The 24,713-nt window shown below is 66.6% G+C and carries 19 protein-coding genes; 11 read left to right on the forward strand and 8 right to left on the reverse strand.

Going from position 1 to position 24,713, the window contains the following annotated elements:
* Window positions 1–137 precede the first annotated feature (137 nt).
* A complete protein-coding gene (locus LNV28_RS22995; protein WP_263518128.1) occupies window positions 138–644 on the reverse strand; it encodes a Dps family protein in 507 nt (168 codons plus the stop codon).
* Between the two features lie 62 nt (window positions 645–706).
* The gene (locus LNV28_RS23000) at window positions 707–1,684 is read right to left on the reverse strand and encodes a helix-turn-helix transcriptional regulator (RefSeq protein ID WP_263518127.1); all 978 of its coding nucleotides are present in this window, start codon (window positions 1,682–1,684) and stop codon (window positions 707–709) included.
* Window positions 1,685–1,779: 95 nt separating this feature from the next.
* Between LNV28_RS23000 and LNV28_RS23005 the strand changes: the two genes are divergently transcribed.
* A complete protein-coding gene (locus LNV28_RS23005) occupies window positions 1,780–2,433 on the forward strand; it encodes a LysE family translocator (RefSeq protein ID WP_263518126.1) in 654 nt (217 codons plus the stop codon).
* Here the strand turns inward: LNV28_RS23005 and LNV28_RS23010 are convergent.
* Window positions 2,417–5,227: a GGDEF domain-containing protein gene (locus tag LNV28_RS23010; RefSeq protein ID WP_263518125.1), complete on the reverse strand. Its 2,811-nt coding sequence runs from the start codon at window positions 5,225–5,227 to the stop codon at window positions 2,417–2,419. The two genes, LNV28_RS23005 and LNV28_RS23010, sit on opposite strands and share 17 nt — an antisense overlap.
* Before the next feature lie 231 nt (window positions 5,228–5,458).
* Entirely contained in the window at window positions 5,459–7,612 is a 2,154-nt protein-coding gene (gene katG / locus LNV28_RS23015; RefSeq protein ID WP_263518124.1) for a catalase/peroxidase HPI, read from the reverse strand.
* Between the two features lie 150 nt (window positions 7,613–7,762).
* Between katG and LNV28_RS23020 the strand changes: the two genes are divergently transcribed.
* The 3 genes from LNV28_RS23020 (at window position 7,763) to LNV28_RS23030 (ending at window position 11,409) form a co-directional block, all read left to right on the forward strand.
* On the forward strand, window positions 7,763–8,509 hold the full coding sequence (locus LNV28_RS23020) for a PepSY domain-containing protein (protein WP_263518123.1): 747 nt from the start codon (window positions 7,763–7,765) through the stop codon (window positions 8,507–8,509).
* A 130-nt stretch (window positions 8,510–8,639) separates the two neighbouring features.
* Window positions 8,640–10,298: an ATP-binding protein gene (locus tag LNV28_RS23025; RefSeq protein WP_263518122.1), complete on the forward strand. Its 1,659-nt coding sequence runs from the start codon at window positions 8,640–8,642 to the stop codon at window positions 10,296–10,298.
* A gap of 70 nt (window positions 10,299–10,368) precedes the next feature.
* Window positions 10,369–11,409, forward strand: coding sequence for a substrate-binding domain-containing protein (locus tag LNV28_RS23030; protein WP_263518121.1), 1,041 nt, complete (start codon window positions 10,369–10,371; stop codon window positions 11,407–11,409).
* Here the strand turns inward: LNV28_RS23030 and LNV28_RS23035 are convergent.
* The 3 genes from LNV28_RS23035 to LNV28_RS23045 all read right to left on the reverse strand — a co-directional run bounded on the left by LNV28_RS23035 (window position 11,402) and on the right by LNV28_RS23045 (window position 16,116).
* Window positions 11,402–12,259, reverse strand: coding sequence for a bifunctional transcriptional activator/DNA repair enzyme AdaA (locus LNV28_RS23035; protein WP_263518120.1), 858 nt, complete (start codon window positions 12,257–12,259; stop codon window positions 11,402–11,404). The two genes, LNV28_RS23030 and LNV28_RS23035, sit on opposite strands and share 8 nt — an antisense overlap.
* Window positions 12,260–12,328: 69 nt before the next feature.
* Window positions 12,329–15,199: a sensor histidine kinase gene (locus tag LNV28_RS23040; protein WP_263518119.1), complete on the reverse strand. Its 2,871-nt coding sequence runs from the start codon at window positions 15,197–15,199 to the stop codon at window positions 12,329–12,331.
* Complete coding sequence (locus LNV28_RS23045; protein ID WP_263518118.1) at window positions 15,196–16,116, reverse strand: hydrogen peroxide-inducible genes activator; 921 nt, start codon at window positions 16,114–16,116, stop codon at window positions 15,196–15,198. Before LNV28_RS23045 ends, LNV28_RS23040 begins: the two co-directional genes overlap by 4 nt.
* Window positions 16,117–16,272: 156 nt before the next feature.
* On the opposite strand from LNV28_RS23045, the gene panB reads away from it, so the two are divergent.
* The 7 genes from panB to trhP all read left to right on the forward strand — a co-directional run bounded on the left by panB (window position 16,273) and on the right by trhP (window position 22,789).
* A complete protein-coding gene (panB, locus tag LNV28_RS23050) occupies window positions 16,273–17,079 on the forward strand; it encodes a 3-methyl-2-oxobutanoate hydroxymethyltransferase (protein ID WP_263518117.1) in 807 nt (268 codons plus the stop codon).
* Window positions 17,080–17,110: 31 nt separating this feature from the next.
* Window positions 17,111–17,944 carry a pantoate--beta-alanine ligase gene (gene panC / locus LNV28_RS23055; protein WP_263518116.1) on the forward strand — a complete coding sequence of 278 codons (834 nt, stop codon included), beginning with the start codon at window positions 17,111–17,113 and terminating at the stop codon, window positions 17,942–17,944.
* 173 nt (window positions 17,945–18,117) lie between these two features.
* Window positions 18,118–18,822 carry a peptidylprolyl isomerase gene (locus LNV28_RS23060; RefSeq protein ID WP_263518115.1) on the forward strand — a complete coding sequence of 235 codons (705 nt, stop codon included), beginning with the start codon at window positions 18,118–18,120 and terminating at the stop codon, window positions 18,820–18,822.
* Window positions 18,823–18,918: 96 nt separating this feature from the next.
* Entirely contained in the window at window positions 18,919–19,608 is a 690-nt protein-coding gene (locus LNV28_RS23065; protein ID WP_263518114.1) for a peptidylprolyl isomerase, read from the forward strand.
* Between the two features lie 32 nt (window positions 19,609–19,640).
* Window positions 19,641–20,693 carry a hypothetical protein gene (locus tag LNV28_RS23070; RefSeq protein ID WP_263518113.1) on the forward strand — a complete coding sequence of 351 codons (1,053 nt, stop codon included), beginning with the start codon at window positions 19,641–19,643 and terminating at the stop codon, window positions 20,691–20,693.
* 4 nt (window positions 20,694–20,697) lie between these two features.
* The gene (locus LNV28_RS23075) at window positions 20,698–21,339 is read left to right on the forward strand and encodes an ABC transporter ATP-binding protein (protein WP_263518112.1); all 642 of its coding nucleotides are present in this window, start codon (window positions 20,698–20,700) and stop codon (window positions 21,337–21,339) included.
* 70 nt (window positions 21,340–21,409) lie between these two features.
* Window positions 21,410–22,789 carry a prephenate-dependent tRNA uridine(34) hydroxylase TrhP gene (trhP, locus tag LNV28_RS23080; RefSeq protein ID WP_263518111.1) on the forward strand — a complete coding sequence of 460 codons (1,380 nt, stop codon included), beginning with the start codon at window positions 21,410–21,412 and terminating at the stop codon, window positions 22,787–22,789.
* Window positions 22,790–22,911: 122 nt separating this feature from the next.
* On the opposite strand, the gene LNV28_RS23085 is transcribed toward trhP, so the two are convergent.
* Complete coding sequence (locus LNV28_RS23085) at window positions 22,912–24,591, reverse strand: hypothetical protein (protein ID WP_263518110.1); 1,680 nt, start codon at window positions 24,589–24,591, stop codon at window positions 22,912–22,914.
* Between the last annotated feature and the right edge of the window lie 122 nt (window positions 24,592–24,713).

The following is a 24,713-nucleotide window of genomic DNA, read 5'->3' on the forward strand; positions in this document are numbered from 1 at the left end:
CCGGTGCTGGCGCACCATCGGGCTGCGCCCTCTGTCTGCTCAGTCTTCCAACAGACTCCTGAGCATCCAGGCCGTCTCTTGGCTGCGCCGACAGCCGTCCGGTGCTGGCGCACCATCGGGCTGCGCCCTCTGTCTGCTCAGTCTTCCAACAGACTCCTGAGCATCCAGGCCGTCTGTTCATGCACCGTCAGTCGCTGGGTCAGCAGGTCGGCGCTGGGCTCGTCGCTGGCTTTGTCGACGGCGGCGAACAGGCTGCGTGCCGTGCGGGCCACGCCTTCGTGGCCTTCGACCAAGATGCGCACCATCTCCAGGGCCTTGGGCGGCTGGGTCGGGGCGTCGGGCAGACTGCTGAGCTGGGCGAACTGGGCGTAGGAGCCCGGCGCCACATGGCCCAGCGAGCGGATGCGCTCGGCGATCGGGTCGACCGCGTTCCACAGCTCCGTGTACTGGGCCATGAACATGGTGTGCAGGGTGTTGAACATCGGCCCCGTCACATTCCAGTGGAAGTTGTGCGTGGTCAGGTAGAGCGTGTAGGTGTCGGCGAGCAGCTTGGACAAGCCGGCGGCGATGGCGGCGCGGTCTTTCTCGCTGATGCCGATATTGATGCTGCTGGCGTTGGACTTGGCGACGGGCTTCTTGGCCATGAGGACTCCTGTTCGAGAGCAAAGAATGGGGTGGGGCTGGCAAACACTATAGAGCGGCGGCCTCAGTCCTGGCTGCGGCGCAGCAGGGCGCGGGCATGGTCGGCCAGGGCATGGCGCAACGCAGCGGGCTCCAGGATCTCGAAATCAAAGGGCAGGGCCGCCAGCTCGCGCGCCAGGCTGGCCAGATCGTCGATCTGGGCCGTCAGCTCCACGCCGCCCTCGGCGCGCGCCTGCAGCAGGCCGAGCTCGGGGTAGAGGGCGCGGCGGGCGGCGTCCAGCCCGGTGTGCAAGAGCAAGCGCACTTGGTGGGCACGGGGCAGGCGGGCCAGGGCTTCGTTCAGGAATGCCAGCACATCAAATTCAGCCGGGCGTCCGAAGCTGGCGGCCAGGGGCTGCACCGCCAGCACCCGGTCCAGGCGGAAGGAGCGCAGGGCCTGGCGCAGATGGCAAAAGCCCACCGCATACCAGGCGCCACCGCGCAGCCCCAGGCCGTAGACATCGAGCTGGCGCTCGCTGCAACTGCCGTCGCGGTCCTGATAGCGCAGGCTGACACGCTGCTGCGCCCGAGCGGCCGCGCTCAAGAGCGCCAGCTCCGCCTGCACACCCGCCGGCCGCCCATCGGACGGCGCCGCGCCGCGTCGCAAGTCCAGGGCCACGGTCTCGTGAACATCGCTGAGTCGGCGCTTCACCGCCGCGGGCAGCACCCGTTCGAGCTTGGCGCGGCTGCTGTGCACGGCCGGCAGCATGCCGTCCAGGCCCAGCTCGCGCGCTGCCCGCAAGCCCATGGCCAGTGCCAGGGCCTCGTCGCTGTTGAACATCAGCGGCGGCAGTTTGTGGCCGGCGCTCAGGCCGTAGCCTCCGTCACGGCCGCGCTGCGCAGCCACCGGAATGCCCAGCTCGACCAGATGGCCGATGTAGCGGCGCAGGGTGCGCACATCGACACCCAGGGACTGCGCCAGCTCAGGCCCCGGGCTCAAGGCCTTGGCCTGTAGCAATTCCAGCAGGGCCAGGACGCGGCGGGTCGGGTTCTCCTGTTGCATACAGGGCGGATTATGTCCGGTATGACTTCTAGACTGGCGGCCTGTGCCCCCGAGCATGCAGCCCTTCAGCTTTCCTCTGCCTCCCTCTGCCTCCCATGGAACCGACCCACAGCCTCTGGATCTTCTTCATCCTCACCTTCGGCATCATCGTCCTGCCGGGCCTGGACATGGCCTTCATCGTCGGCACGGCCGTGGCCTCGGGCGCACGCGCCGGGGGTGTCGCGCTGGCGGGCATCGTCGTCGGCGGCGTGCTCCATGTGCTGATCAACCTCAGCGGCTTGGCGGCCTTGCTGCTCTGGTGGCCGGCGGCCTTCAATCTCTTGCTGCTGGCAGGTGCGGCCTATATGGCCTGGATTGGCTGGGGCATGGTGCGCGCAGCCTGGCAGCCGGCTGTTGCTGCTGCAGCCGAGGAAGTCAGCCAGCCTGCCCGCTTGCCGCAGTCGTCCATGGCGATCTTCAGCAAAGGCGTTTTGAACTGCCTGCTCAACCCCAAGGCCTATGCCTTCATGCTGGCCGTGTTCCCGGCCTATCTGCAGACCCAGGAGCGCAGCGTGGCCGCCCAAGCGGCCCTGCTCAGCGCCATCATTGCCGGCAACCAGATCGTCATCTACGGCACGGTGCTGCTCAGCGCGCTCGGCGCCCGCCGCGTGGCGGCTCCGGGCGCTGGTGTACAACGTGGCTTGCTGGCGGGCGTGGGCCTGCTGCTGATGGCTGCCGCGGCGCTGACCCTGCTCAGTGCTTGGAAATGAGAGTCGGCTGGCTCAGTCGCAGCCAGCCCCGTTTGACGCAGAACTGCGGCGCGCTGAGCAGTTCGCTGAGATCGGCCAGCGTGCCGCACTCTGCGCTTGCTGACAGGCCGACCCAGGTGTTGCGGCCGGCGCGCTTGGCCATGTAGAGCGCCTGGTCGGCCAGGCTGACGACCTGCTGCCAGTCCAGGCGCTCGGGCTGTTCGGCGATGAAGGGCAGGGCGGCAAAACCGACCGAACAACTCAGGGCCAGGCTGCCGCCGGCGTCGATGACAAAGGGCTGCTCGGCCACAGCGGCGCGTATGCGTTCGGCGAACAGCGGCCCGCTCGCAGCGTCCACGGCGCGCGCCACCACGAGGAATTCCTCGCCACCCCAGCGCACCAGATAGTCCGACTCTCGGCAGGCGCGGCGCAGGCGTTCGCGCATCTGCACCAGCACGGCGTCGCCGGCCGGGTGGCCCCAGTCGTCGTTGACGCACTTGAAGTGGTCGATGTCCACCAGCAAAAAGACCAGGTCCGACTCCGTCGGGCGAGGCCGTTCGGGCTGGCGCCGCCAGTCTTGATAGAGGCGCAGGCATTGCGCCACTTCGGCGGCCAGGTGCTGCTCCAGAAAGCGCCGGTTGCGCAGGCCGGTCAGCGGGTCGGTCAGGCTGATGTCCTGGAGCGATTGGTAGGCGCGCTCCAGCTCCTGGTTCTTTTCCAAGACCTCGGCCTGGGCTTGGTGCAGATGGCCCAGGGTGGCCTCCAGGCGGCGGTAGTTGCTGGTGTTTTCGAGCGCGATCGAGCTGTAGGCGGCCAGGCTGCGGAAGATCAGCCGTTCACGGTCGGCATAGGCATGGGCCTGGGTCGATTGGATGGACATCACGCCCAGCACCCGCTCATTGGCGAGCAAGGGCATGAACATGGAGCTCAGGGTCGGCGCGGTGCCGGGCAGCAGCGACTGCAGCTGCGTCGGATCGATGTCGCGGAAGATCTCGCAGCGCTCGCGGGCGCAGCGCGCGGCCTGCGAGCCGCTGGCGTCCAGGGCGATGGCAAATGGCGCGATCGGCTGGCCGTTCTCGGTGCCATAGGCCAGGCGCAGCTCGGCCGCCTCGGCGTCGAGCAGGTAGATGGCGAAATGCTGGGCGCTCAGCAGGCCGTGGACATTGCGGTCCAGGGTGGCGTAGACCGCCTGCTCCTGCAGATGCGCGGTGATCTCCTGGCCGATCAGGCCGAGCTTCTCCAGCGTCGCCCCGGTCTGGCTGAGCAACTCGGCGCGTTCGGCCGATGCTTCGGCCAGTTGGCGCAGATGCTCGCCCTCGGCCTTGATGCGTTCGTTCTGGAACTTGGCCTCAACCGACAGCAGGCGCTGGCTGACCTCATGCCGATGCACCTCTTCGATGGCCGCCCGTGCTTTGCCGGCGTAGACATAGGCTTGCTGGCCCTGGCCCAGGCGCGCGTACTCGGCGGCGATGGCGTCATAGAAGCTGGGCGGCACGTTGTGCTGCGTGTCGGCCGGGAACACGGCCAGGGCCTTCAGCAGGTAGTGCAGGCTGGCACTGGCCTCGCGAAGGTCCGGCGGCGCCGGCAGCACATGGCGGCCGTGCAGCTTGGCCATGCTGCGCAGGGCTTCCGCGTGGTGCAAGGCCATGTCGGTGGCGGCCGCCAGTTCGAGCGCCTGCTGTGCGGTCGCCCAAGCCTGATCGGCGCGGCCCAGCTCGGACAGGCATTCGGTCGCCACCACCATCGCGCTCAGGCGCAGGTCCAAACTGCGTGGGATGGCGCCGGGCGCTTCCAGGCGCAGGGCCGTGGCCAGGGCAGCCTCATACTGGCGCTGGTCGCGTTGCAGCTCGGCCAGGTAGAGCAGGCCTATGGTGTAAATGCGCGAGCCCTGCACAGGCGCCAGCAAGCTCAGGCCTTCATTGAGCGAAGCCTGCGAAGCCTCCAGCTGGCCGAGCCGGCATTGCACCGTGCCCACCTGCAGCAGGGCCAAGCCAAGCACCAGGGGCCAGCCGGTCGGCCGGGCGATGTCCAGGCTGCGCTGCATCCATTCCATGGCTTGGCGCTCGTCACCCAGATTGGAGAAGGCCACGCCCATGGTGGTCAGGGTCAGGGCCAGCTGGCGCCGCATACCGGCCTGGGTCAGGCCGCTGACGGTGTCGCTGCAGACCTGGAGCACCGTGCTGAAATCGGAATGGCGCAGGGCCTCGAAGCTCAAGAATTCATTGCACAACATGTGCAAGGCCGGGTGAGCCGGGCGCGCTCTCAGCTCGCGCACATGGCCCATCCACTGCGCCGATGCGGCAGGCCCGTCCTGGCGCAGGGCCGCATGGGCCAGGCAGAGCTGTGCGAATTCCAGGCGGAAGTCGTCGCCGCAGCCGACCGCCACACTGGCCGCGGCGTCGAGCTCGCGGCAGCGCAGAGTCAAGTCGTAGCGGTCGCCGGCGATCTGGGCCAGCAGCAGGTGGGCATCGGAGAGCAGCGGCATCTCGCCCTGCTGGCGTGCCAGCTCCACCACCTGGCGCGCTTGCGCCTGGGCCGTGTCCAGCTCGGCAAACAGCCACAGGCATTCAGCCTGCAGCAGTTGCAAACGCAGGCGCAGGCCGGCCGCCGTGCCACCCGAACTCAGCGCAGGGGCGGCCGGCCCATCCAGCAGTTCGGCCAGCAGCAGTTCGGCCAGCTGCTGCGCGCGCCGCGTGTGGCGCTCGCGCAGATGCCAGGCCAAGGCCACGCGATCGTGCACGCTGGCGGCGGCGCCCGCGGTGTGGAGTCGAGCCTCCAGCGCGGCAAACTCATCGTCGGTCAGGATCAGATGCATGGCGCGCATTCTGTCAGCCCGCAGGCGCCAAAACGAAGGGCTCGCGGGTCAGGCGAGCCCTTCTTGCTGTGCATCAATGCCGCTTTCGCGGCACGGCGTTCAATGCGGCTGCTTGTGCGTGAATTGCAGCAGCATGCCCAGGCCCGCGGCGGCCCCGCCGCAATGGATGGCCAGTCCAGCCAGCAGGCGCAAGCTTCGGCGCATCTTCAGGTCCATGTCTGACTCCCGATTTCAGCGGCAGCTGAGCTCGAAGCGGTCCAGGTTCATCACCTTGGTCCAGGCCGCCACGAAGTCGCGGACCAGCTTCTCGCGGCCATCGGCGCTGGCGTAGACCTCGGCGTAAGCGCGCAGCACCGCGTTGGAGCCGAACACCAGATCGGCACGGCTGGCGCTGAACTTCAGCGCGCCGCTCTGACGGTCGCGGCCCTCGAAGCGTTCGTCACTGGCGTCGCTGGCCTTCCAGGCGGTGCCCATATCGAGCAGCTTGACGAAGAAGTCATTGCTGAGCACGCCGACGCGCTCGGTGAACACGCCCTGGTTGCTGCCGTCGAAGTTGGCGCCCAGCACGCGCAGGCCACCGATCAGCGCCGTCAGTTCCGGTGCCGTCAGCGTCAGCTGCTGGGCACGGTCGATCAGCAGCGCTTCGGTCGGCGCGCCGACCTGGCCGCGTCGGTAGTTGCGGAAACCATCGGCCAGCGGTTCCAGCACCGCGAAGGATTCGACATCGGTCTGGTCCTGTCGGGCATCGACCCGGCCCGGGGCGAAGGGCACTTCAACGTTGACGCCGGCCGCCTGCGCCGCCTGCTCGACGCCGACCACGCCGGCCAGCACGATCACATCGGCCAGCGAGGCGGTGCCTGCGGCTTTCTGGATCTCGACCAGCTTGGGCAGCACCTGCACCGCGCGCTGGTTGACGGCCCAGTCTTTCTGTGGCGCCAGGGCCAGGCGGGCACCGTTGGCGCCGCCGCGCTTGTCGCTGCCGCGGAAGGTCGAGGCCGAGGCCCAGGCCACCGAAACCAGTTCGCTGACCGACAAGCCGGAGGCCGCAATCCGGCCCTTCAGTGCCGCGATATCGGCGGCCGTGGGCTGGTGTGTGGCTTCGGGCAGAGGGTCTTGCCAGATCAGCGCTTCCTTCGGCACTTCCGGGCCGAGGTAGCGGGCCTTGGGGCCCATGTCACGGTGGGTCAGCTTGTACCAGGCGCGGGCAAAGGCGTCGGCAAAGGCTTGCGGGTTCTCATGGAAGCGCTTGGAGATGGCGCCGAAAGCCGGGTCGAAGCGCAGCGTCAGGTCGGTGGTCAGCATGGTGGGCTTGTGAAACTTGCCCGGGATGTGCGCGTCCGGAATGATCTCGGGCGCATCCTTGGCCACCCATTGCTTGGCGCCGGCCGGCGAGTGCGTCAGCTCCCACTCGTACTTGAAGAGGTTTTCGAAGAAGTTGTTGCTCCACTGCGCGGGCGTGGTGGTCCAGGTCACTTCAAGGCCGCTGGAGACGGTATCTTTGCCATGGCCGCTGCCGAAATTGCTCTGCCAGCCCAGGCCTTGGGCCTCGATGCCGGCGGCTTCGGGTTCGGGGCCTTTGTGGGCTTCAGGGGCGGCGCCGTGGGCCTTGCCGAAGGTGTGGCCGCCGGCGATCAGGGCGACGATTTCTTCGTCGTCCATGGCCATGCGATTGAAGGTGATGCGGATGTCATGGGCCGCGGCCAGGTAGTCGCCGCTGGCGTTCGGGCCTTCCGGGTTCACATAGATCAGGCCCATATGGGTGGCGGCCAGGTTGGCGTCGAGTTGGCGCTCGCCGTGGAAACGCTGATCATCAGCCAGCCACTTCGTCTCGGCGCCGAAGTTGACGTCCTGATCCGGTTCCCACACATCTTCGCGGCCGCCGGCAAAGCCGAAGGTGCGGAAGCCCATGCTCTCCAGCGCCACATTGCCGGCCAGGATGAAGAGGTCGGCCCAGGAGATGCTTTGGCCATATTTCTGCTTGATGGGCCAGAGCAGGCGGCGTGTCTTGTCGATGTTGACGTTGTCGGGCCAGCTGTTCAGCGGGGCGAAGCGCTGCTGGCCACGGCCGCCGCCGCCGCGGCCGTCCTGGGTCCGGTAGGTGCCGGCGGCGTGCCAGGCCATGCGGACCATCTGCGGGCCGTAGTGGCCGAAGTCGGCCGGCCACCAATCCTGGCTGTCAGTCATCAGCTTGACCAAATCGGCCTTGAGCGCGTGGTAGTCCAGCTTCTGAAAGGCCTCGGCATAGTTGAACGCTTCACCCAACGGGTTGGATTTGCTGGAATGCTGGTTCAGCAAGTCCACGCGCACCTGCTTGGGCCACCAGTCGCGGTTGCTGGTGCCGCCGCCGGCGGCGTGGTGGAAGGGGCATTTGGATTCGGTGGACATGGCGCTTCTCTCCTGAGGTGAGGGGGTGCTGGGATGGATGGACTTTAGATTTCTTCTATCAAACTCGCCAATTGAATAGTTTTAACGTGTGGATAGCCAAAAGCTTGCGCGCCTGACAATCGCCGCCCATCTTCCAAAGAAATCATGACCATGGCCATGCGCTGGAGTCCCTTCTTGTTTCGCTGGCACCGCTGGCTGGGCTACTTGGTGGCCTTGCAGGTGCTGGCCTGGATCCTCGGCGGGCTGATCTTTGCCTGGCTGCCGTTTCAAGCCTGGGTCAAGGGCGGCGAGGTCTTGCGCAAGCCGCAGATTTCGCTGCCGGTGGGCTGGCAACTGAAACAGCAGGATCTGCCCGGCGACCGGGGCGCACTGCTGGCCCTGCAGAGCGTGGCGACGCCGGACGGCCCGGCGCTCAAGCTTCGTTATGCCGAGGGCGGCGAAGTCTGGATGCGCGCCGGTGGCGGCCCCCTGGCCGCGCCAACGGCGGCCGAGATCGAGGCCTTTGCCCGCTCGCTCTACATCGGCGAGGGGCGCTTCTTGGGCGTCGAGCAGATCGAGGCCGTGCCGCGCCGGCTCGGGCTGGTGCGCGAACTGGGCGAACGCTCAGGGCCGGTGTGGCGGGCCCGCTTCGATGATCGTTTCAGCAGCCGTTTCTACTTCGACCCCCGCAGCGGCGAACTGCTGGCCGTGCGCAACGAGGCCTGGGTGGTCTATGACTTCTTCTGGCGCTTGCACCTGATGGACTACCAGGGCGGCGAAGACTTCAACAACAGCCTCTTGCGCGCCGCTGCGGCTGCGGCCCTGTTCTTGGTCGCCAGCGGACTGGCGCTCAGCGCCTTGGCTTTGCGTCGTGCTTTCCGCCGGGTATCGAAGCGCCCAAGCCACGAAAGTTTTTGATAGGTCTGGCTTGGCCCTAGCGCAAGAGGCCAGCGCATTTGCCCGCCTTGAGGCATGTAGACTGAAACGCATCGTTCTTGCTTTGACTCGATCCTGCTGTTTCTTAAACCATGCAACCAGAGTTTTGCGCTTGAGATCCTTTCTTCAAAGCCTGCTGATTGCGTTGCGCGTGCACTCGGTCAGTCTGAAGATCGGCCATCGCTTGGCCCTCAGTTATGGCGCGGTGATCCTCTTGCTCGTGCTGACCATGGCGACGGCCGTCTTTCAGCTCAAGACTTTGAGTGAGACGACCGGCGAAGCGCTGAACGACCGCTACCCCAAGACTTTGTTGGTCAACCAGCTGACGCAGGAGTTAGGGCTGATTGCTCGCGCCATGCGCAATGCGCTGATCCTGGCGGAAGACGAGCAGGTCGCAGAACAGTTGCGCGATATTTCCGCAGCCAAGATACGCATGACGCAGACCCTGGTCGAGCTCAAGCAAAGTGTCCGCGATCCGGTGGCGCTGGACTTGATGGACAAGATTCGCGTGGTCCATTCGGCCTATGTCATCAACCAGGACGACTTCATCCAGCTGATCGGCAGCCAGCGCATGGGTGAGGCGCGCAACTTGCTGGTGGTGGATCTGCACGGCTACCAAAACACCTATTTCGAACTGTTGGAGCAACTCCGGCGCTTTCAAAGCGAGCGCATGGTGACGGCCAGCCATGAAGTGGAGCGCGCCTATCTCAGCTCGCGCAATTGGATACTGTCCATTGCTGCATTGGCTCTGTTGCTGAGTGTGCTGGTGACGGCATCCATCACGCGCTCATTGCTGGCCAAGCTGGGCGGCGAGCCGGAGTACGCAGCCGAAGTCGCACGCACCATCGCCGCGGGAAATCTGCGCGTGGATGTCGAAGTGGGCAACCGTGATGTGAGTAGCCTGCTGTATGCAATGAAGCTGATGCAAGGCAAGCTGATTGAGCGTGACGAAGCCGTGCAGCAGGTCAATGCTGAACTGGTCCAACTGATTGAGACCCTGCGCCTGACTCAGAGTGAACTGGTGGCGCAAGAGAAGCTGGCGGCATTGGGGGCCTTGGTGGCGGGTATTGCCCATGAGTTGAATACGCCGATTGGCAATGGTTTGCTGGCCGCCAGCACCGTTGTCGACAGAACCAGCAGCTTCGAGCGCAATGGCTTGCAGACTCTGACGCGCAGCAGCTTGGTGCGCTATCTGAATGAGATGGAGGCCGCCGGCGATATCTTGCTGCGCAATCTGTCACGTGCATCGGAGCTGATCGTTAGCTTCAAGCAATTGGCGGTTGATCGCCAGAGCGCGCAAAGGCGGCGCTTTGCGCTGACTGACGTGGTCAACGAGGTCTGTTTGACGCTGCAGCCCTCCCTCAAGGCCGGCGCCTTTCACCTGGAACAGCAGATTCCCCCCGACATCCGAATGCTCAGCTACCCCGGACCCTTGGGGCAGGTTCTTGGCAATTTGATCAACAACGCCATTCGCCATGGCTTCGAAGATCGCGATGAAGGCCTGATCTGCATCACCGCCATCATGAAAGACGCTGGCCACCTCGAACTGACGGTACGGGACAACGGGCGCGGGATTGATCCGGCACATCTGCACCGTGTGTTTGAACCCTTCTTCACGACCCGGTTGGGCAGTGGCGGTTCCGGCCTTGGGCTGCATATTGCCTTCAATATCGTCACCAGCATTTTGGCCGGCAAGATTCGAGTTGACAGTGTGCCGGGCCAGGGCTGTACCGTCACCCTCTTGCTGCCCCTGGAGACGATAGACAGCTGAGGACGGCTGAGCCAAGATGTGCAGGCATGGCCGGGTTCGAGCCTCGGGACAGCTGCTCTGGCCAAGCCCCATGAAGCGAAAAACCAAGGGGACGCAGATGGACAAACGCAAAGTTCAGGACCTGGAACTTCAGACCCTCCGACGTGGTTTGGTTTTGGCGCCCTTGGCGGGAGTCGGCCTTGGGGCTTTGGGTCTGCGATCCGCACAGGCCGCGGCGCCGCAAGTGGTCTACCTGACGCCCGGTTTGGATCTGCCCTTTTGGCGCACCCTGGGTCAGGGCGTTCAACAGTATGTTGAAGCCCGAGGGCATGGCTTTCAGGTCTTGGACAGTCGCAACAGCGATGCCCTGCAACTGCAGAACGCGCAGGCCGCGCTGGCCAAGGGCGTGGCGGGTTTGGTGCTCTCACCGACCAGCAGCAAGTCGGCGGTTGATGTGCTGGACTTGGCCAGCAAAGCCCGGGTGCCGGTGGTGGTGGCCGATATCGGCACCAATGGCGGCGACTATGTCTCCTACGTCAAGTCAGACAACTACAAGGGCGCTTACGGTGTAGGCGAGGCCTTGGCCCAGGTCATGAAGGAGCGCGGCTGGCAGGGCGAGCCCTATGCCATGTGCACGATTGCCTTGGACCGAAAAAACGGCCAGGACCGCACCAATGGCTTTCGTGATGCGATGCGCGATGCCGGCTTTGGCAAGGAACTGGCGCTGCGGCAGATGAAGACCTACAGCACCGAAGAGACCTATGGCTTCGTCAAGGACTTGCTGACCCAGCACCCCAGGCTGCGTGGCTTGTTTGTCGAGGTGGATCAGCCCACGCTCGGCGCTTTGCAGGCGATTCGTGAGCTGAAGCGATCCAACGACTTGCTGCTGGGGTCCTTCGATGGCATTCCCGAGTTTGTCGACTTGCTCAGACGCAAGGCCCTGGTCGCGGTGGGCATGCAGCAGCCATTGTTGATGGGCAGTCAGGCCGCAGAAGCGCTGCTGGCGAGCCGCAGCGCTGCGTCGCAGCCGGCCAAGCAGATTCTGGTGCCGGTCTTGATTGCGACCAACCAAAACATCGACCAATGGCTGCCTGTGGCCAAGAAAACGGTCTTCGGCAGCGACGTCAAATAGCCCCTGTTGAGCAGGCCGAGGCTTCGCCGCGTGCCAGTTCCAAGCCCAGCAGAGCTCGTTTGGTGCGCGGCCCCCAGCGGTATTCGCCAAAGTCCGCATTGGCGCGAATCACCCGGTGGCAGGGGATCAGGTAGGCAATCGGATTTGCTGCAACGCAACTGGCGACGGCCCGCACCGCCCGTGGAGCGCCGACCTGCCGCGCCAATTGGCCGTAACTCAAGACCTGACCCTCTGGTATGCGCATCAGCGCCTGCCAGACCTTCAGCCGTAAGGACGTGCCGGACAAGGCCAAGCCGATGGGCCGGCTGGGCCCCAAGCCGCTGATGCGACGCAGCACTTCGTCCAGGATGGGGGCCAGTTCTTGCCGCGCCTCCTGCCATTGCGCGAGCGGCCATTGGGCCGTCGCCTTGGCCAGCATGTGTTCGTCGCTGGTGCCTTGGCTGAACACCAGCGACACCACGCCGCGTTCGCTGGCGGCCAACCAGATCGGCCCCAGCAAGCTGTCGGCGCTGCTCCAGCGCAGCGTCAGGCCGGCCGCGCCATTCTTGAACTCGCCTGGGCTCAGACCTTCTTGTCCGACAAACAAATCATGCAGGCGCGACGGGCCTGATAAGCCAGCCGATAGGGCCGCTTCCATCACCGAGTCGGCCTGCGCCAGACTTTGCTTGGCGCGCTGCAAGGCCAGTGCCTGGCTGAACTCCTTGGGCGTGACACCGGCCAGCTCGACAAAGCTGCGCTGGAAGTGAAACAGGCTTTGGCCGGCGGCATCGGCCAGGGCTTGCAGGGACACCGGGCCCTGGCTCAGCTGCTCCAGGGCCTGGCGGACGCGTTCATAACGGGGGCTGTTCATGGCGGCAGTGTGAAGGGCGAACTCTTGGCCGACCACCCGGTTCTTGCGCTCAGCTGTGCTGGCCAGGCCTTACAGGGCGGCGGCATCCGCACTGCCCGGTTCCTCTCGGTCGCGGGCTTCGGGTGCCTGCAGAGGCAGGCAGAGTACGAAGCAGCAGCCCGGCCCCGGCGCGGGGTCCAGCGTGAGGCTGCCGCCGAGCAGGGAGCTGACGATGTTGTGGCTGATGGACAGGCCCAAGCCGCTGCCGCCTTGGCCGAACTTGGTGGTGAAGAAGGGCTCGAACACGCGGCTGGCATGGGCGGCGCTGATGCCGACCCCGTCGTCGCGAAAGCGCAACTCGACCCGGCCGTCCTTGAGCGGCCGGGCGCTCAATTGCATCAGGCCACCGCGCCGGGCGCCGAAGCCGTGCAGCATGGCGTTGTTGACCAGATTGCTGAGCACCTGGCCCAGGGGGCCGGGAAAGCTGTTGAGCAGCAAGCCCTCGGGCACCTGCAGCTCCAGGCGGTGGCCCTTGTTGCGGATGCCTGCTTGCAAGGTGGCGGTGACCTGCTCGCACAGCAGGGCCAGGTCGAACAAGCGGCGCTGTTCGGCCGTGCGGTCCACGGCCACTTGCTTGAAGCTGGTGATCAGCTCGGCCGCCGTCTGCAGGCCCTGCATGATCAGGCGTGCCACCGATTGGGTCTCGCTCAGAAACAGCTCGAGTTCGCTGCGCCGCAGTAATTTGGCATCGGCCGCCTGCGCCACCTCGCGGCTGCGTTGCTCCAGGGTGCTGGCCATCAGCAGGCTGTTGCCCAGCGGCGTGTTCAGTTCATGGGCAATGCCGGCGACCAGGGAGCCCAGGGCGGCCAGCTTCTCCTTGGCGACCAGCTGGCTCTGCGCCTGCTGCAGGCGCCGGTAGGCGTGGGCATTGTCCAGGGCGATGGCGGTGAAGGCATTGAGCGAGCGGAACACCATGCGCTCATGCTCGCCATAGGCTTGGGCTTGCGGTGACTGCACCGTCACCACGCCCAGCAGACGCTCCTGGATCAGCAACGGCGCGAACATGGCGCTCAGGGTGCGCATGGTTCCGGGCACCTGGCTGGGGTCGCTGCCGTCGGCGGCCAGATGGACCGAGAGTTCGCGCCGTTCGCGTGCGCAGCGGGCGGCGTTGGAGTCGGTGTCGCTGAGCGCAATGCAGTCAGGCGGCAGGGGCTGGCCGTCCTCCAGGCCGAACACCGAGTTCAGGCTCTCGCCATCCTCGTCCAACAGATAGATCTCGAAGGCCCGAGCATCGAGCAGGGCCGGGATGTGGCGGCTCAGGGCGTCGAAGATCGAGCCCAGCTCCAGGTGTTGGGTCAGCTCCAGGCCGATCAGGCCGAGCTTTTCCAGCGTCAGGCTGTTGCGCTGCATCAGCGCGGCCTTCTGGCGCTCGGCCTCGGCCATGTCCTGCAGATGCTGCGCTTCGCTGCGCGCGTTTTCATTGAGATGGCGCAGCTGCAGGGCCTCGACCCGGTCGGCCGAGCTGCGGCCGAGCATGTTGGCGCGGGCGCTGGCGGCCAGCTGGCTGGTCTCGAAGGCTTCGCGGTAGCGGCCGGTGCCGGCATAGGCTTGCGCCAGGGCTGCCAGCAGTTCGGCGCTGTCCTTGTTGCCGGCGATCGACAGGGCGCGCTCGCGCGCCAGCTCCAGCTGCTGCAAGGCCTGGGCCCGGCCGTTCGGGCCGGGGTCCTGCTGGGCGATCTGGGCCAGCACCATGCGCAGCTCCACCTCGGCCTCGGCCGCGCCTTCGGCCTCGGCGCGCGCCAGGTCCTCGCTGGCCATCTGGCGGGCCGGCTCCAGCTGGCCCAGCAGCAGCAGCGCACGGGCTTGGCCGCGGCGGGCATTGCGCCGCAGGTCCAGATAGCCGCCGGGGTGGCGGTCCAGCGCTTCGAAGTAGTCCAGGGCCCGCTGGCCCTCGCCCAGGTCCAGGCAGAGCAGGCCTTGGTAGCTGAGGCAGACCGCGTAGTTGCGCGAGTCGGGCTGGGGCGCAAAGATCAGTGTGCCTTCGTCGAGCAGGCTGCGCGCCAGCTCCAGGCGGCCCAGGCGGCGCAGGGTTTCGCCCATCTGCATCAGGCAGCCGCCCAAGCTGATCGACCAGCCCGAGGCGCGGGCCATGTCCAGGCCGCGCTCCATCCATTCCAGGGCCGATTCCGGGTCATTCAGGTCGTTGAAGGCGCTGCCCAGATTGCCCAGGGTATTGATGGTTTCGCGTACATAGCCGGCGGCCTGCAAGGGCTGGATCAGGACGGAAAAGCGGCGCACAGCCAGCTTCAGGTCGCGCGCGCGCAGGGCGCGGTAGCCTTGGTAGAGCTCGATCAGCACGGCCGCGCTGGCATGCAAGCCGCTGAGCTCGGCCGGGAAATGCTGGCCCCAGCGCAATTCGGCGGCTTCACGGTTCTGCAGGCCGGCGCTGCGCGCCAAGCTGCATTCGAAGATCCATTGGCGCGTGCGGTCGCCGGCGCGCTCGGCCCAGACGATGGCTTGCTCCAGAGCCGCGCAGCTCTCGTCCATTTGCCCGGCGCCACTTTGCAGCAGGGACTTCAGCCAAGCGCTGTCGGCACAGGCCAGCCAATCCTGCGCGGCTGAGGCTTCCACCAGCAGCTCGGCCGCCAGGGGCAGGCCTTCGGCAAAGCGGCCATGGAGGCGCAGCGCGTCGAGCCGGGTCAGGCGCAGGCGTCGCCGCAAGGCCGCGACTTCGTCGGCGGGCAGCGCCGGCTTGGCGGCCAGGGCCTGCTCGGCGGCCTCGGCCCGCGCCAGGGCTTGCGGGGTGTTGCGCTCGCGCTCATGCCAGGCCAAGGCCACAAGCAGGCGGCAGCGCTCGGCCTCACTCAGGGTGTCGTCCCGGCCGGCGCGCAGGGCGGCGAGCTCGCCGTCGAGTTCGTAGAGCCGCGGCTCCAGGGGCGTGGCTGCGGCTGCGGGGCTCATGACAGGCGCTTCACTCCGGCCAGGCTGCAGCCGTAGACGGCATTGCGCAGCGCGGCGATGGCCTCGTAGCGGGTGAAGGTCTTGCGCCAGGCCAGCACCACGCGGCGCGTCGGCACCGGCGGCGCAAAGGGCACGAAGCGCAGATGGCTGGGCGGCAGCACAGGCACGCTGAGCGCCGGCACCACGGTCACGCCCATGCCCGAGGCCACCATGTGCTTGATGGTTTCCAGCGAGCTGCCTTCGAAGCTTTTGCGTATGCCCTCGGCGTCGCTGCTGAAACGGGCGAACTCGGGGCAGACTTCGAGCACATGGTCGCGGAAGCAGTGGCCGGCGCCGAGCAGCAGCATGGTTTCGCTTTTCAGCTCCTCGGCCGAGACAGACTCGCGCCCGGCGAAAGGGTGGCTGGCCGGCACGGCGATCATGAAGTCTTCGTCGTAGAGCGGCGCCACGGCCAGGCCGGTGTCGGGGAAGGGCTCGGCCATGATGGCGCAGTCCAGCTCGCCGGTGCGCAGCATCTCCAGCAGCTTGACGGTGAAGTTCTCCTGCAGCATCAGCGGCATCTGTGGGTAATGCTCGATGACGTTTTTCACCAGCTCGGGCAGCAGATAGGGCGCGATGGTGTAGATCAGGCCCAGGCGCAGGGCGCCGGCCAAGGGGTCTTTGCCGCGCTTGGCGATCTCGTGGATGGCGCTGGCCTGCTCGATCACCGACTGGGCCTGGCGCACGATGTCTTCGCCCAGCGGCGTCACCTTGATCTCGTTGGCCCCGCGCTCGAAGATGCGCACGTCCAGCTCTTCTTCGAGCTTCTTGATGGCCACGCTGAGCGTGGGTTGGGAGACGAAGCAGGCCTCGGCGGCGCGGCCGAAATGGCGCTCGCGGGCCACGGCAACGATGTAGCGCAACTCGGTCAGGGTCATGCGGGCCATCCTAACTGGAGCGCGGGCCCTGTGCGGGGCGGCGGCCGGCCATTGGGCGTCTCAGCCTAGCGCAAACCCGGAGATGGGCGGCTACACTGCGCGCCAAATGGGGTCTGGCTTCGCAGGCTCCGCCCCTTCAGCCCCCGAGGAGCCGCCATGACCGAGCGCAAACCCATGACCTTGCAGCGCCTGCTGGACATGCATGCCAGCGGCGACAAGATCGCCATGCTGACCTGCTACGACGCGGCCTTCGCCACCCTCTTGGACGAGGCCGGTGTCGACGTGCTGCTGGTCGGCGATTCCCTGGGCAATGTGCTGCAGGGCCAGAGCAGCACGGTGCCGGTTTCGCTGGACGAGATGGTTTATCACACCCGCTGTGTGGCCCGCGGCCGCAAGAGCGCTTGGGTGATCGGCGATCTGCCTTTTGACAGCTACCAGAGCTCGCCCCAGGAAGCCTGGAAGAGCGCGGCCGCCCTGGTCAAGGCCGGCGCCCACATGGTCAAGCTCGAAGGCGGCGGCTGGACGGCGCCAGTGGTGCGTTTTCTGGTCGAGCGCGGCATTCCCGTGTGTGCCCATCTGGGCCTGACGCCGCAGACCGCCACCATGCTGGGTGGCTACAAGGTGCAGGGCCGCGAGGAAGCGGCCGCCGCGCTGATGAAGCAGCATGCGCGCGAGCTGGTCGAGGCCGGCGCGCAGATGCTGGTGCTGGAGATGGTGCCCTCCGCCTTGGCGGCCGAGCTGACCCAGAGCCTGGGCATCCCGGTCATCGGCATCGGTGGCGGCGTTGGCTGCTCGGGCCAGGTGCTGGTGCTGCACGACATGCTGGACGTGACCCCGGGCCGCCGCCCGCGCTTCGTCAAGAACTTCATGCAGGGCGCGGCCTCGGTGCAGGACGCGGTGCTGCGCTATGTCGCTGCGGTCAAGGCGCAGACCTTCCCGCAGGACGATCTGCACGGCTACTGAAGCCCACCTTTTCTCTTTTTGCCCGAACCCCATGCAAGTGATCCACACCATCGCCGAACTGCGCCAGGCCCTGGCCGCGCAGCCGCGCCGCGCCTTCGTGCCCACCATGGGCAATCTGCACGAAGGGCACCTCGATCTGGTGCGCCAGGGCCGCGCGGCCGTAGGCCTCGATGCCTTGGTGGTGGCCAGCATCTTCGTCAACCGTTTGCAATTCGCGCCGCACGAGGACTTTGACCGTTATCCCCGCACCTTGGCGCGCGATGCCGAACTCTTGCAGGGCGCCGGTTGTGACATCGTCTTTGCGCCCGACGAGCGCGAGCTCTACCCCGAGCCCCAGGGCTACAAGGTGCACCCGCCGGCCGAGCTGGCCGACATTCTGGAAGGCCATTTCCGGCCCGGCTTCTTCATCGGCGTCTGCACCGTGGTGGCCAAGCTCTTCAATATCGTCCAGCCCAGCCTGGCCTTGTTCGGCAAGAAGGACTACCAGCAGCTGATGGTGCTGCGCCGCATGGTGGCGCAGATGTCGCTGCCGATCGAGATCCGCGCCGGCGAGACCACACGCAGCCCGGAAGGCCTGGCCCTGTCCTCGCGCAATGGCTACCTCAGCGAGGCCGAGAAGACCGAGGCCCTGCGCCTGAGTCGCACGCTGCGCGATCTGATCGCCCGCTGGCAGGCCGGCGAGCGCGATCTGGTTGCGCTCGAGGCCGAGGCCATGGACGCCCTGCGCGACGCCGGCTGGCAGCCCGACTACCTGACCCTGCGCTGCCAGCACGATCTGAGCCCGGCACGCGAGGGACAGGCCCTGGTCGCCCTGGGCGCCGCCAAGCTGGGCACGACACGGTTGATCGACAACCTCGAGCTCTGAGCCGGGCGGGATGGCCTGTTCGGATGGGTTGGTGGGAAAATATCCCACGTGTGTGCGCTATGCGCTCAAAACGGCGGTCCTGTGCGCTGCGCTGCGTAGATACTGCAGGCCGGTCGCTGGCGAGCAGCCAGGCTTGTTTGTTTGTTGATTCACCGTCATTTTTTGAGTCCTGTATGAACACCACATCCCGCTTCTCCATTGCCAAGGCAGCTTTGCTGGCCGCTGGCCTGAGCACCCTGACCCTGCTGAGCGCCTGCGGCGGCGGCAGCTCGGCCGATGCCGGCAAGCCCTTGCCCACGCCCAAGCCCAACCCGGTCCCGACGGCGCCCACCACCACCTGCAGCTCGGCCGGCATCGCCGCCTCGAACGCCAGCCCGGCCACGGCCACGGTCTGCATGCTGACCAGCAAGGGTGAAATCGTCATCGAGCTGGAAAGCGTCAAGGCGCCGATCACCGTGGCCAACTTCCTGGCCTATGTGAAGAGTGGCTACTACAAGGACACCATCTTCCATCGCGTGGTGCCCGGTTTTGTGGCCCAGGGCGGCGGTTTCACCAGCGGCAATGTGGCCAAGGCCGGCACGCTCGCGCCCATCGTGTTGGAGAACCAAAACGGTTTGTCCAATGTGCGCGGCACCATCGCCATGGCACGCACCGGCGCCGTCGATTCGGCCACCGGCCAGTTTTACTTCAACACCGTGGACAACAAGGGCCTGGACTACAGTGCCGCCATCTCGGGCAAGAACGGCTATGCCGTGTTCGGTCGCATCATCTCGGGCCTGGCCACGGTCGACGCCATCAATGCCGAGCCGCAGCTCTACGCTGGTGCCGACATGACCGGCACCGAAGTGCTGCTTTACTGGGCCACACAGCTCAAATAAGCTGACTTTCACCCGCAAGGGTAAGCAGATGTCAGCGCCGTCAGCGGCGCTGCAATCGAGCGCGTTGAGCAGACACCTTGTTCAGGAGTCTGTCTCATGCGCTCTTTTGTTTTGCGCCTGGCCGCTGTGGCCGCCCTGGTGACCTTGACCGCCTGCGGCGGCGGCGGTGGTGACGGCGATCACTACCGCCCGGACCCGGTGCCCGTGCCGGTGCCCAACCCCAACCCGCGCCCCAACACCAACAGCTGCAGCAACGAGGGCTTGGCCAAATCGGCGCAAAGCCGCTTCTCCACCGTCTGCATGCTGACCAGCAGCGGCGAGATCGTCTTCGAGCTCTACACCGAGTACGCACCGGCCACCGTGGCCAACTTCCTGCGCTATGTGGCCGACGGCCATTTCAGCAACACCTTGTTCCACCGCGTCGAGCGCGATTTCGTGATCCAGGGCGGCGGCTACACCAGCGGCATGTACGAGCGCCGGCCGACCTATGGACCGGTGCCCTTGGAGAGCAACAACACCCTGGCCAATCTGCCCGGCACCCTGGCCATGGCGCGGCGCGGCGAGCCCAACAGCGCCACCAACCAGTTCTTCGTCAATGTGAAAGACAATCCGGGCAATGACTTCAAGAGCCCGACCCAGCCTGGTTACGCCGTGTTCGGACGGGTCATTTCCGGCATGGCCACGGTGGAGGCCATCAATGCCGTGCCCACCTACTACTACGCCGATGCCGATGTCTCGCGGCCGCGCCAGGAAGTGCTGATCTATTGGGTGCAAAGACTGCAGTAAGCCCGAAGCCGGGGGCCCTGAGCTTGGCGCGCATGCGCCTGCAATGGAGCCGCGCCGAGTTGGCCGCCCTGCTGCGACGCTGGGCGGCTTTTCTCGCTGTGGTGGCCGCCGTGCTGGGCAGTTTCATCAGCACCCTGATCGGCTGGCCGGCCTTGCCCCTGTTCTGGGCCATGCAGGCCGACACGCCGCTCGCGCTCTCCTTCGCCGCGCTGCTGGGCCATGCGCTGCCGGGCCTCTTGCTGGCCTGGGGCTTGCGCGAGGCCTTGCTGCCAGTGCGCTGGATTCCGTTCGAGCGCGCGCTGCCGCTGCAGCGGGTGGACATCTGGCGGGCCGATCTGGGCGTGCTGGCCTTGGCCCTGCTGCCATGGGCCTTGCTTAACCTCATTTCTTTCGCGGCCTGGCGGGCGGCCAACCCGTTCTGGATGCAGGGCTTGTGGCTGCAAGCCTTGCTTGGCTTCGCGATCTCGTTGCTGTTCTCGGCCGGGGGCGCTCTGGCCTTGATGCAGCACCGGCGACGCCCCGGAGCACCCGCCCGGCGTGCGCCGGCGGCGCTTCGGATCTCGCGCCGCCAGGCCGTGTCGACCTGGACCGCCTTGCTCTGGCTGCCGCTCTGGCGCGGCCCGGCGCGGCCGGTGCTGCATGGTTTGTTGGCCGCGCTGCTGGGCTTGTTGCTCTGCCTCGCCGCGGCCTGGCGATTCCCGGACCAAGCGGCCTGGGCCTTGGCGTTTTCGACCCTGCTGAGCTCGGGCTTCTGCGCCCGGCTGCAAGCCCAGGCCCGGCAGTGTTTTGCACCGCTTCAAGTGGCCAGCGCCATGCTGCCTTTGTCGCCTCAGGCCTGGTCGTTGCGCCTCTATGCCTTGGCCTTGCTGCCTGCACTGCTGGCCTGGGTCAGCTGGGCGGCCTTGCTGGCGCTGGGCCCCTGGTCGCTGGGGCCGCGTGCCACCCCGGCCTTTTTCATCGCAGCTGCCGCCGCGCCAGCCTTGGCCCTCTGGCGTCCCGAGACCCTGAGCCCCGAGGCACGCGCCGGCCGCTGGCTTTTGTCCTGGGGCATCTGGGTTGCCCTCGCCAGCGAAGTCATTGTCTGAAACCATGCCCGACGCTCATCGACCTGAATTCCAACTGCATGTCCGCGCCCTGAGCTTTGCCTATGCCGGCCAGGCGCGGCGCGTGGTCGACCTCTGGAGTCAGGACTTCGGCCCCGGTCTGGTCTGGCTGCGCGGCGCCAATGGCACGGGCAAGTCCACCCGACTCAAGCTGCTGGCTGGTGCGCTGGCGCCGCAGTACGGCAGCGCCGAGCTGCAGGGTTGCGATCTGCTGCGGCAGCCCTTGGACTACCGGCGCCAGGTCGCTTTCGTCGGCGCCGAGCCGCCGCCGTTCGAGCACCTGAGCCCGAGCGAATACTTCGGCTTTCTGAGCGGGCTCTACCCGCGCGCCGATGCGGCGGCGTGGCAGCAGCACATCGAGGGTTTCGGCCTGCAGCCCTTCTTGGGCCAGCCGATGCGCAGCCTCTCCACCGGCACGCAGCACAAGGCGGCGCTGGCCACGGCCTTGGCCCTGGGCACGCCTCTGCTGCTGCTGGATGAGCCGCTCAATGCGCTCGATGCCGCCTCGCTCACGCACCTGCGCGGCGAGCTGTCACGCGCCGCTCAGTCCACGGACCGGATCTTGCTGTTGGTCAGCCATGAGGAGCTGGGCGTGGTGCCGAGCGCCCGCGTCGAGCTGTCGGCTTGATCTGAGGCAAGGCATGCGGGGCAGGCGCTGGCTAGACTGCCGCGCCACTTTGTCCCGACCGAGCTCCGCCATGACGACGCCACCACTTGCTGCCCCCGAACTGTTGCTGCCCGCGGGCGATCTCGAGCGCATGCGCGCGGCCTTTGATTTTGGCGCCGATGCCGTCTACGCGGGCCAGCCGCGCTACTCCCTGCGCGCGCGCAACAACGACTTCAAGCTTGAGAACCTCAAGACCGGCATTGCCGAGGCGCACGCGCGTGGCAAGAAGTTCCTGGTCGCCAGCAACATCCTGCCGCACAACGGCAAGCTCAAGAATTACCTGGCCGATATGGAGCCGGTGGTGGCCATGAAGCCCGACGCCCTGATCATGGCCGACCCCGGCCTGATCATGATGGTGCGCGAGCGCTGGCCCGAGCTGCCCATCCACCTCTCGGTGCAGGCCAACACGGTCAACTACGCGGGTGTGAAGTTCTGGCAGAAGCAGGGATTGAAGCGAGTGATCCTCTCGCGCGAGCTGAGCCTGGACGAGGTGGCGCAGATCCGCCAGGAATGCCCGGACATGGAGTTGGAGGTCTTCGTCCACGGCGCCCTGTGCATCGCCTACTCGGGCCGCTGCCTTTTGTCGGGCTACTTCAACCACCGCGACGCCAACCAAGGCACCTGCACCAATGCCTGCCGCTGGGATTACCAATTAGGCGCTGCCTTCGAGGACGAGGCCGGCCAGGCGCAGCCGATCCAGTTCGACTTTCACAAGGCCGTGCAGCAGGCCGATCAAGACTTCGCCGCGGCCGGTGGCACGGCTCGCCATCCGCTGGCCGATCGCACGTATCTGATCGAAGAATCGCAGCGCCCCGGCGAGCTGATGCCCATCCAGGAAGATGAGCATGGCACCTACATCATGAATTCCAAAGACCTGCGCGCGGTTGAGCATGTGCAGCGCCTGGTCGAGATCGGCGTCGATTCGCTCAAGATCGAGGGCCGCACCAAGAGTCGCTACTACGTCTCGCGCGCCGCCCAGGTTTACCGCCGCGCCATCGACGACGCCGTGGCCGGCCGGCCCTTCGACCCGGCGTTGCTGGGCGAGCTGGACGGCCTGTCCAACCGTGGCTACACCAGCGGCTTCTACCAGCGCCACCGCAGCCAGGACTTGCAGAACTACCTCGACGGCCACTCCAAGGCCCGGCGCAGCCAGTTCGTCGGCGAGGTGGGGCCGGTGGCGGCCGATGGCTGGGCGCCTATCGAGGTCAAGAACCGTTTTGCTGTTGGCGACCGCCTGGAGATCATCCACCCCAGCGGCAACCGCGAGATCACCTTGCAGGCCCTGCGCGGCCGCGAGGGCGAGCCGGTGCAGGCGGCTGCCGGCAACGGCGTGCAGGTCAGCCTGCAGCTGCCGGCCGAGCTTCAGGGCGCCTTGATCGCGCGCTTGCTGGAGCCGGGCGAAGTCGCTTGAACCGCGTCAGAGCGGTTCACAAAGGCTAGCGAAGCGGTTCTGGCTAGGCGGACCCGGCGCAGGCAGTACGGCTTGTACGACCAGCCGGGCCAACGACGCCAGAAGGACTGTGTGAGCCGCGCCTACCTTCCGACGGCGTGCAGCTGCGCGCCGTTGATGCTGTAGACCAAGCCATCGGGCCCGGCCACGGTGGGCGTGTAGGCCTGGCCGATGCCGTCGTTCAGCTTCACCTGCTCGGTAAAACGGTTGCTGCCGAAGTCCCAGCGGTAGAGCCGGCCATCTTCGTTGTTGACCAGGGCCGACTTGCCTTTCACATCGACGACCGCCGTGTTGACGCACCACTCGCGCACGCCGCCCGGGGTGTCGGCATCGGCGGTGGGGCCGACGATGGTCAGCACCTCTTTCATCACCGTCACCGCCGGGCTGATCGGGTCGGCCTGGCTGGCCTGTGGGTCCAGCAAGGCCATCTTGTTCTGGCCGTCACCCGTACCGATGCCATAGTAGTTGTTGTACTTGACCAGCAGCAGATAGCTGGACGCACCGCTGTAGCCGGGCACGGCGCTCGCCGGCACGATGGAAGCCGTGTCGTCCCAGCCGAAGGAGCCGGGCGTCTTGAGCTGGCTCAGCTCCGCATTGAAGTGCAAGAGCCAGCCGCGGCCGTTGTGGTCGGTTCGGGTGTTTTCCAGCACGCCGTAAAAGACATCGCCGTCCGGACCCACGGTGGGCGAGGCGGTGGAGCTGTCGCTGACGCGGGCGATCAACTCGGTGGCCGGGTTGATCAGGCGCTGCTTGGCCTTGAGAGCCAGGGTGCCGGAGTCCAGGGCCAGCAGATAGCCGTTTTGCATGCTGCCGCTGGCGGGGTCGCTGTTGACGGCGATGTAGAGCGTTTTCTCGTCCAACGACAGGGCCGGTGCCGCGTTCATGGCGGTTTGGAACATGCTCGCATCGCCGCTGAGCTCGGCGGCGGACTTCCAGACCGCCTGGCCGTCGGCCGCCACCCGCACGATGCCGCCTTTCAGGCCGCCCGGTGCCCCAGCCTTGGTGGTGAAGCCGAAGAACACCGTGCCCCCGCTGTCAAGGGTCAGCGCTGTGTTGATGCGCACCTTGTCGCGGTAGTTGGCGCTGTCAGCTTCAAATGCGGCATTGCCGTAGAAAGCGAAGGTTTGCACGCTGCCGCTGGCGCTGTCCACCGCATCGCGGATCAGCAGCCGGCCGCCGGCAGCCGGGGCGAACAAGCGACCCTTGAAGTCCAGGCCGATGTTCCAGGACGGCGTCCAGCTGCTGGCCGGCAGCAGGTAGTCGCTTTTCAGGGTCCAGAGCAAGCTGCCATCGGCCGCCTTGCGAGCCTGGACCTCGAAATCGCCAATGCTCGTGGTCTTGACCGGCACCAGCACCGTGTTGCCGCCCGAAATCACCGGTGTGCCGTAGTGGATCAAGAGAAAACCACCGGCCCGGTAGGGCGGCGCCAGGTCCACCGGTGTGCTCCAGACGATGCGTTGCAAGGCCTGGGTGGCGACCAGAGTCTGTGCCTGATGCTGGGCATTGCCGCCGTAGCTGGCCCAGAAGGGTGCGGTGCTGGGGCTGGGGGCCGGTGGTGTGGGGGCAGGCGGGGTGGGCGCTGGTGGTGTGGGCGCGGGCGGAACCGGTGCTGGCGTGGGCACTGGTGCGGGCTCGGAGCCACCACCACCGCCGCAGGCCTGCAGCAAGCCGGCCAGGCCTGCGCCCAGCAGCAGTTGCCGGCGCTGCGGCCGAGGGCAGGGCGAGGGCGTCGGAAGGGGGCAAGCGTCGTGGCGTTCGGTCATGGTGGTTGCGGCATGGAAAGCGGTGCGCCGCCAAAGCATCTGTGACAGGAATTGGACGCGGTGGAACTCCACTTGGGCCCGGGTGAATTCCCTAGTCGGGTGAAGCCGCCCCTAAGCTCGAC

Source organism: Paucibacter sp. DJ2R-2 (assembly GCF_025717675.1).
Taxonomy (GTDB): domain Bacteria; phylum Pseudomonadota; class Gammaproteobacteria; order Burkholderiales; family Burkholderiaceae_C; genus Paucibacter_A.

Bases quoted from the DNA above. Each gene is read 5' to 3' on its own strand.
- LNV28_RS22995 (WP_263518128.1), bottom strand. From the start codon at position 644: ATGGCCAAGAAGCCCGTCGCCAAGTCCAACGCCAGCAGCATCAATATC.
- LNV28_RS23000 (WP_263518127.1), bottom strand. From the start codon at position 1,684: ATGCAACAGGAGAACCCGACCCGCCGCGTCCTGGCCCTGCTGGAATTG.
- LNV28_RS23005 (WP_263518126.1), top strand. From the start codon at position 1,780: ATGGAACCGACCCACAGCCTCTGGATCTTCTTCATCCTCACCTTCGGC.
- LNV28_RS23010 (WP_263518125.1), bottom strand. From the start codon at position 5,227: ATGCATCTGATCCTGACCGACGATGAGTTTGCCGCGCTGGAGGCTCGA.
- katG (WP_263518124.1), bottom strand. From the start codon at position 7,612: ATGTCCACCGAATCCAAATGCCCCTTCCACCACGCCGCCGGCGGCGGC.
- LNV28_RS23020 (WP_263518123.1), top strand. From the start codon at position 7,763: ATGGCCATGCGCTGGAGTCCCTTCTTGTTTCGCTGGCACCGCTGGCTG.
- LNV28_RS23030 (WP_263518121.1), top strand. From the start codon at position 10,369: ATGAAGCGAAAAACCAAGGGGACGCAGATGGACAAACGCAAAGTTCAG.
- LNV28_RS23035 (WP_263518120.1), bottom strand. From the start codon at position 12,259: ATGAACAGCCCCCGTTATGAACGCGTCCGCCAGGCCCTGGAGCAGCTG.
- LNV28_RS23040 (WP_263518119.1), bottom strand. From the start codon at position 15,199: ATGAGCCCCGCAGCCGCAGCCACGCCCCTGGAGCCGCGGCTCTACGAA.
- LNV28_RS23045 (WP_263518118.1), bottom strand. From the start codon at position 16,116: ATGACCCTGACCGAGTTGCGCTACATCGTTGCCGTGGCCCGCGAGCGC.
- panB (WP_263518117.1), top strand. From the start codon at position 16,273: ATGACCGAGCGCAAACCCATGACCTTGCAGCGCCTGCTGGACATGCAT.
- panC (WP_263518116.1), top strand. From the start codon at position 17,111: ATGCAAGTGATCCACACCATCGCCGAACTGCGCCAGGCCCTGGCCGCG.
- LNV28_RS23060 (WP_263518115.1), top strand. From the start codon at position 18,118: ATGAACACCACATCCCGCTTCTCCATTGCCAAGGCAGCTTTGCTGGCC.
- LNV28_RS23065 (WP_263518114.1), top strand. From the start codon at position 18,919: ATGCGCTCTTTTGTTTTGCGCCTGGCCGCTGTGGCCGCCCTGGTGACC.
- LNV28_RS23070 (WP_263518113.1), top strand. From the start codon at position 19,641: ATGCGCCTGCAATGGAGCCGCGCCGAGTTGGCCGCCCTGCTGCGACGC.
- LNV28_RS23075 (WP_263518112.1), top strand. From the start codon at position 20,698: ATGCCCGACGCTCATCGACCTGAATTCCAACTGCATGTCCGCGCCCTG.
- trhP (WP_263518111.1), top strand. From the start codon at position 21,410: ATGACGACGCCACCACTTGCTGCCCCCGAACTGTTGCTGCCCGCGGGC.
- LNV28_RS23085 (WP_263518110.1), bottom strand. From the start codon at position 24,591: ATGACCGAACGCCACGACGCTTGCCCCCTTCCGACGCCCTCGCCCTGC.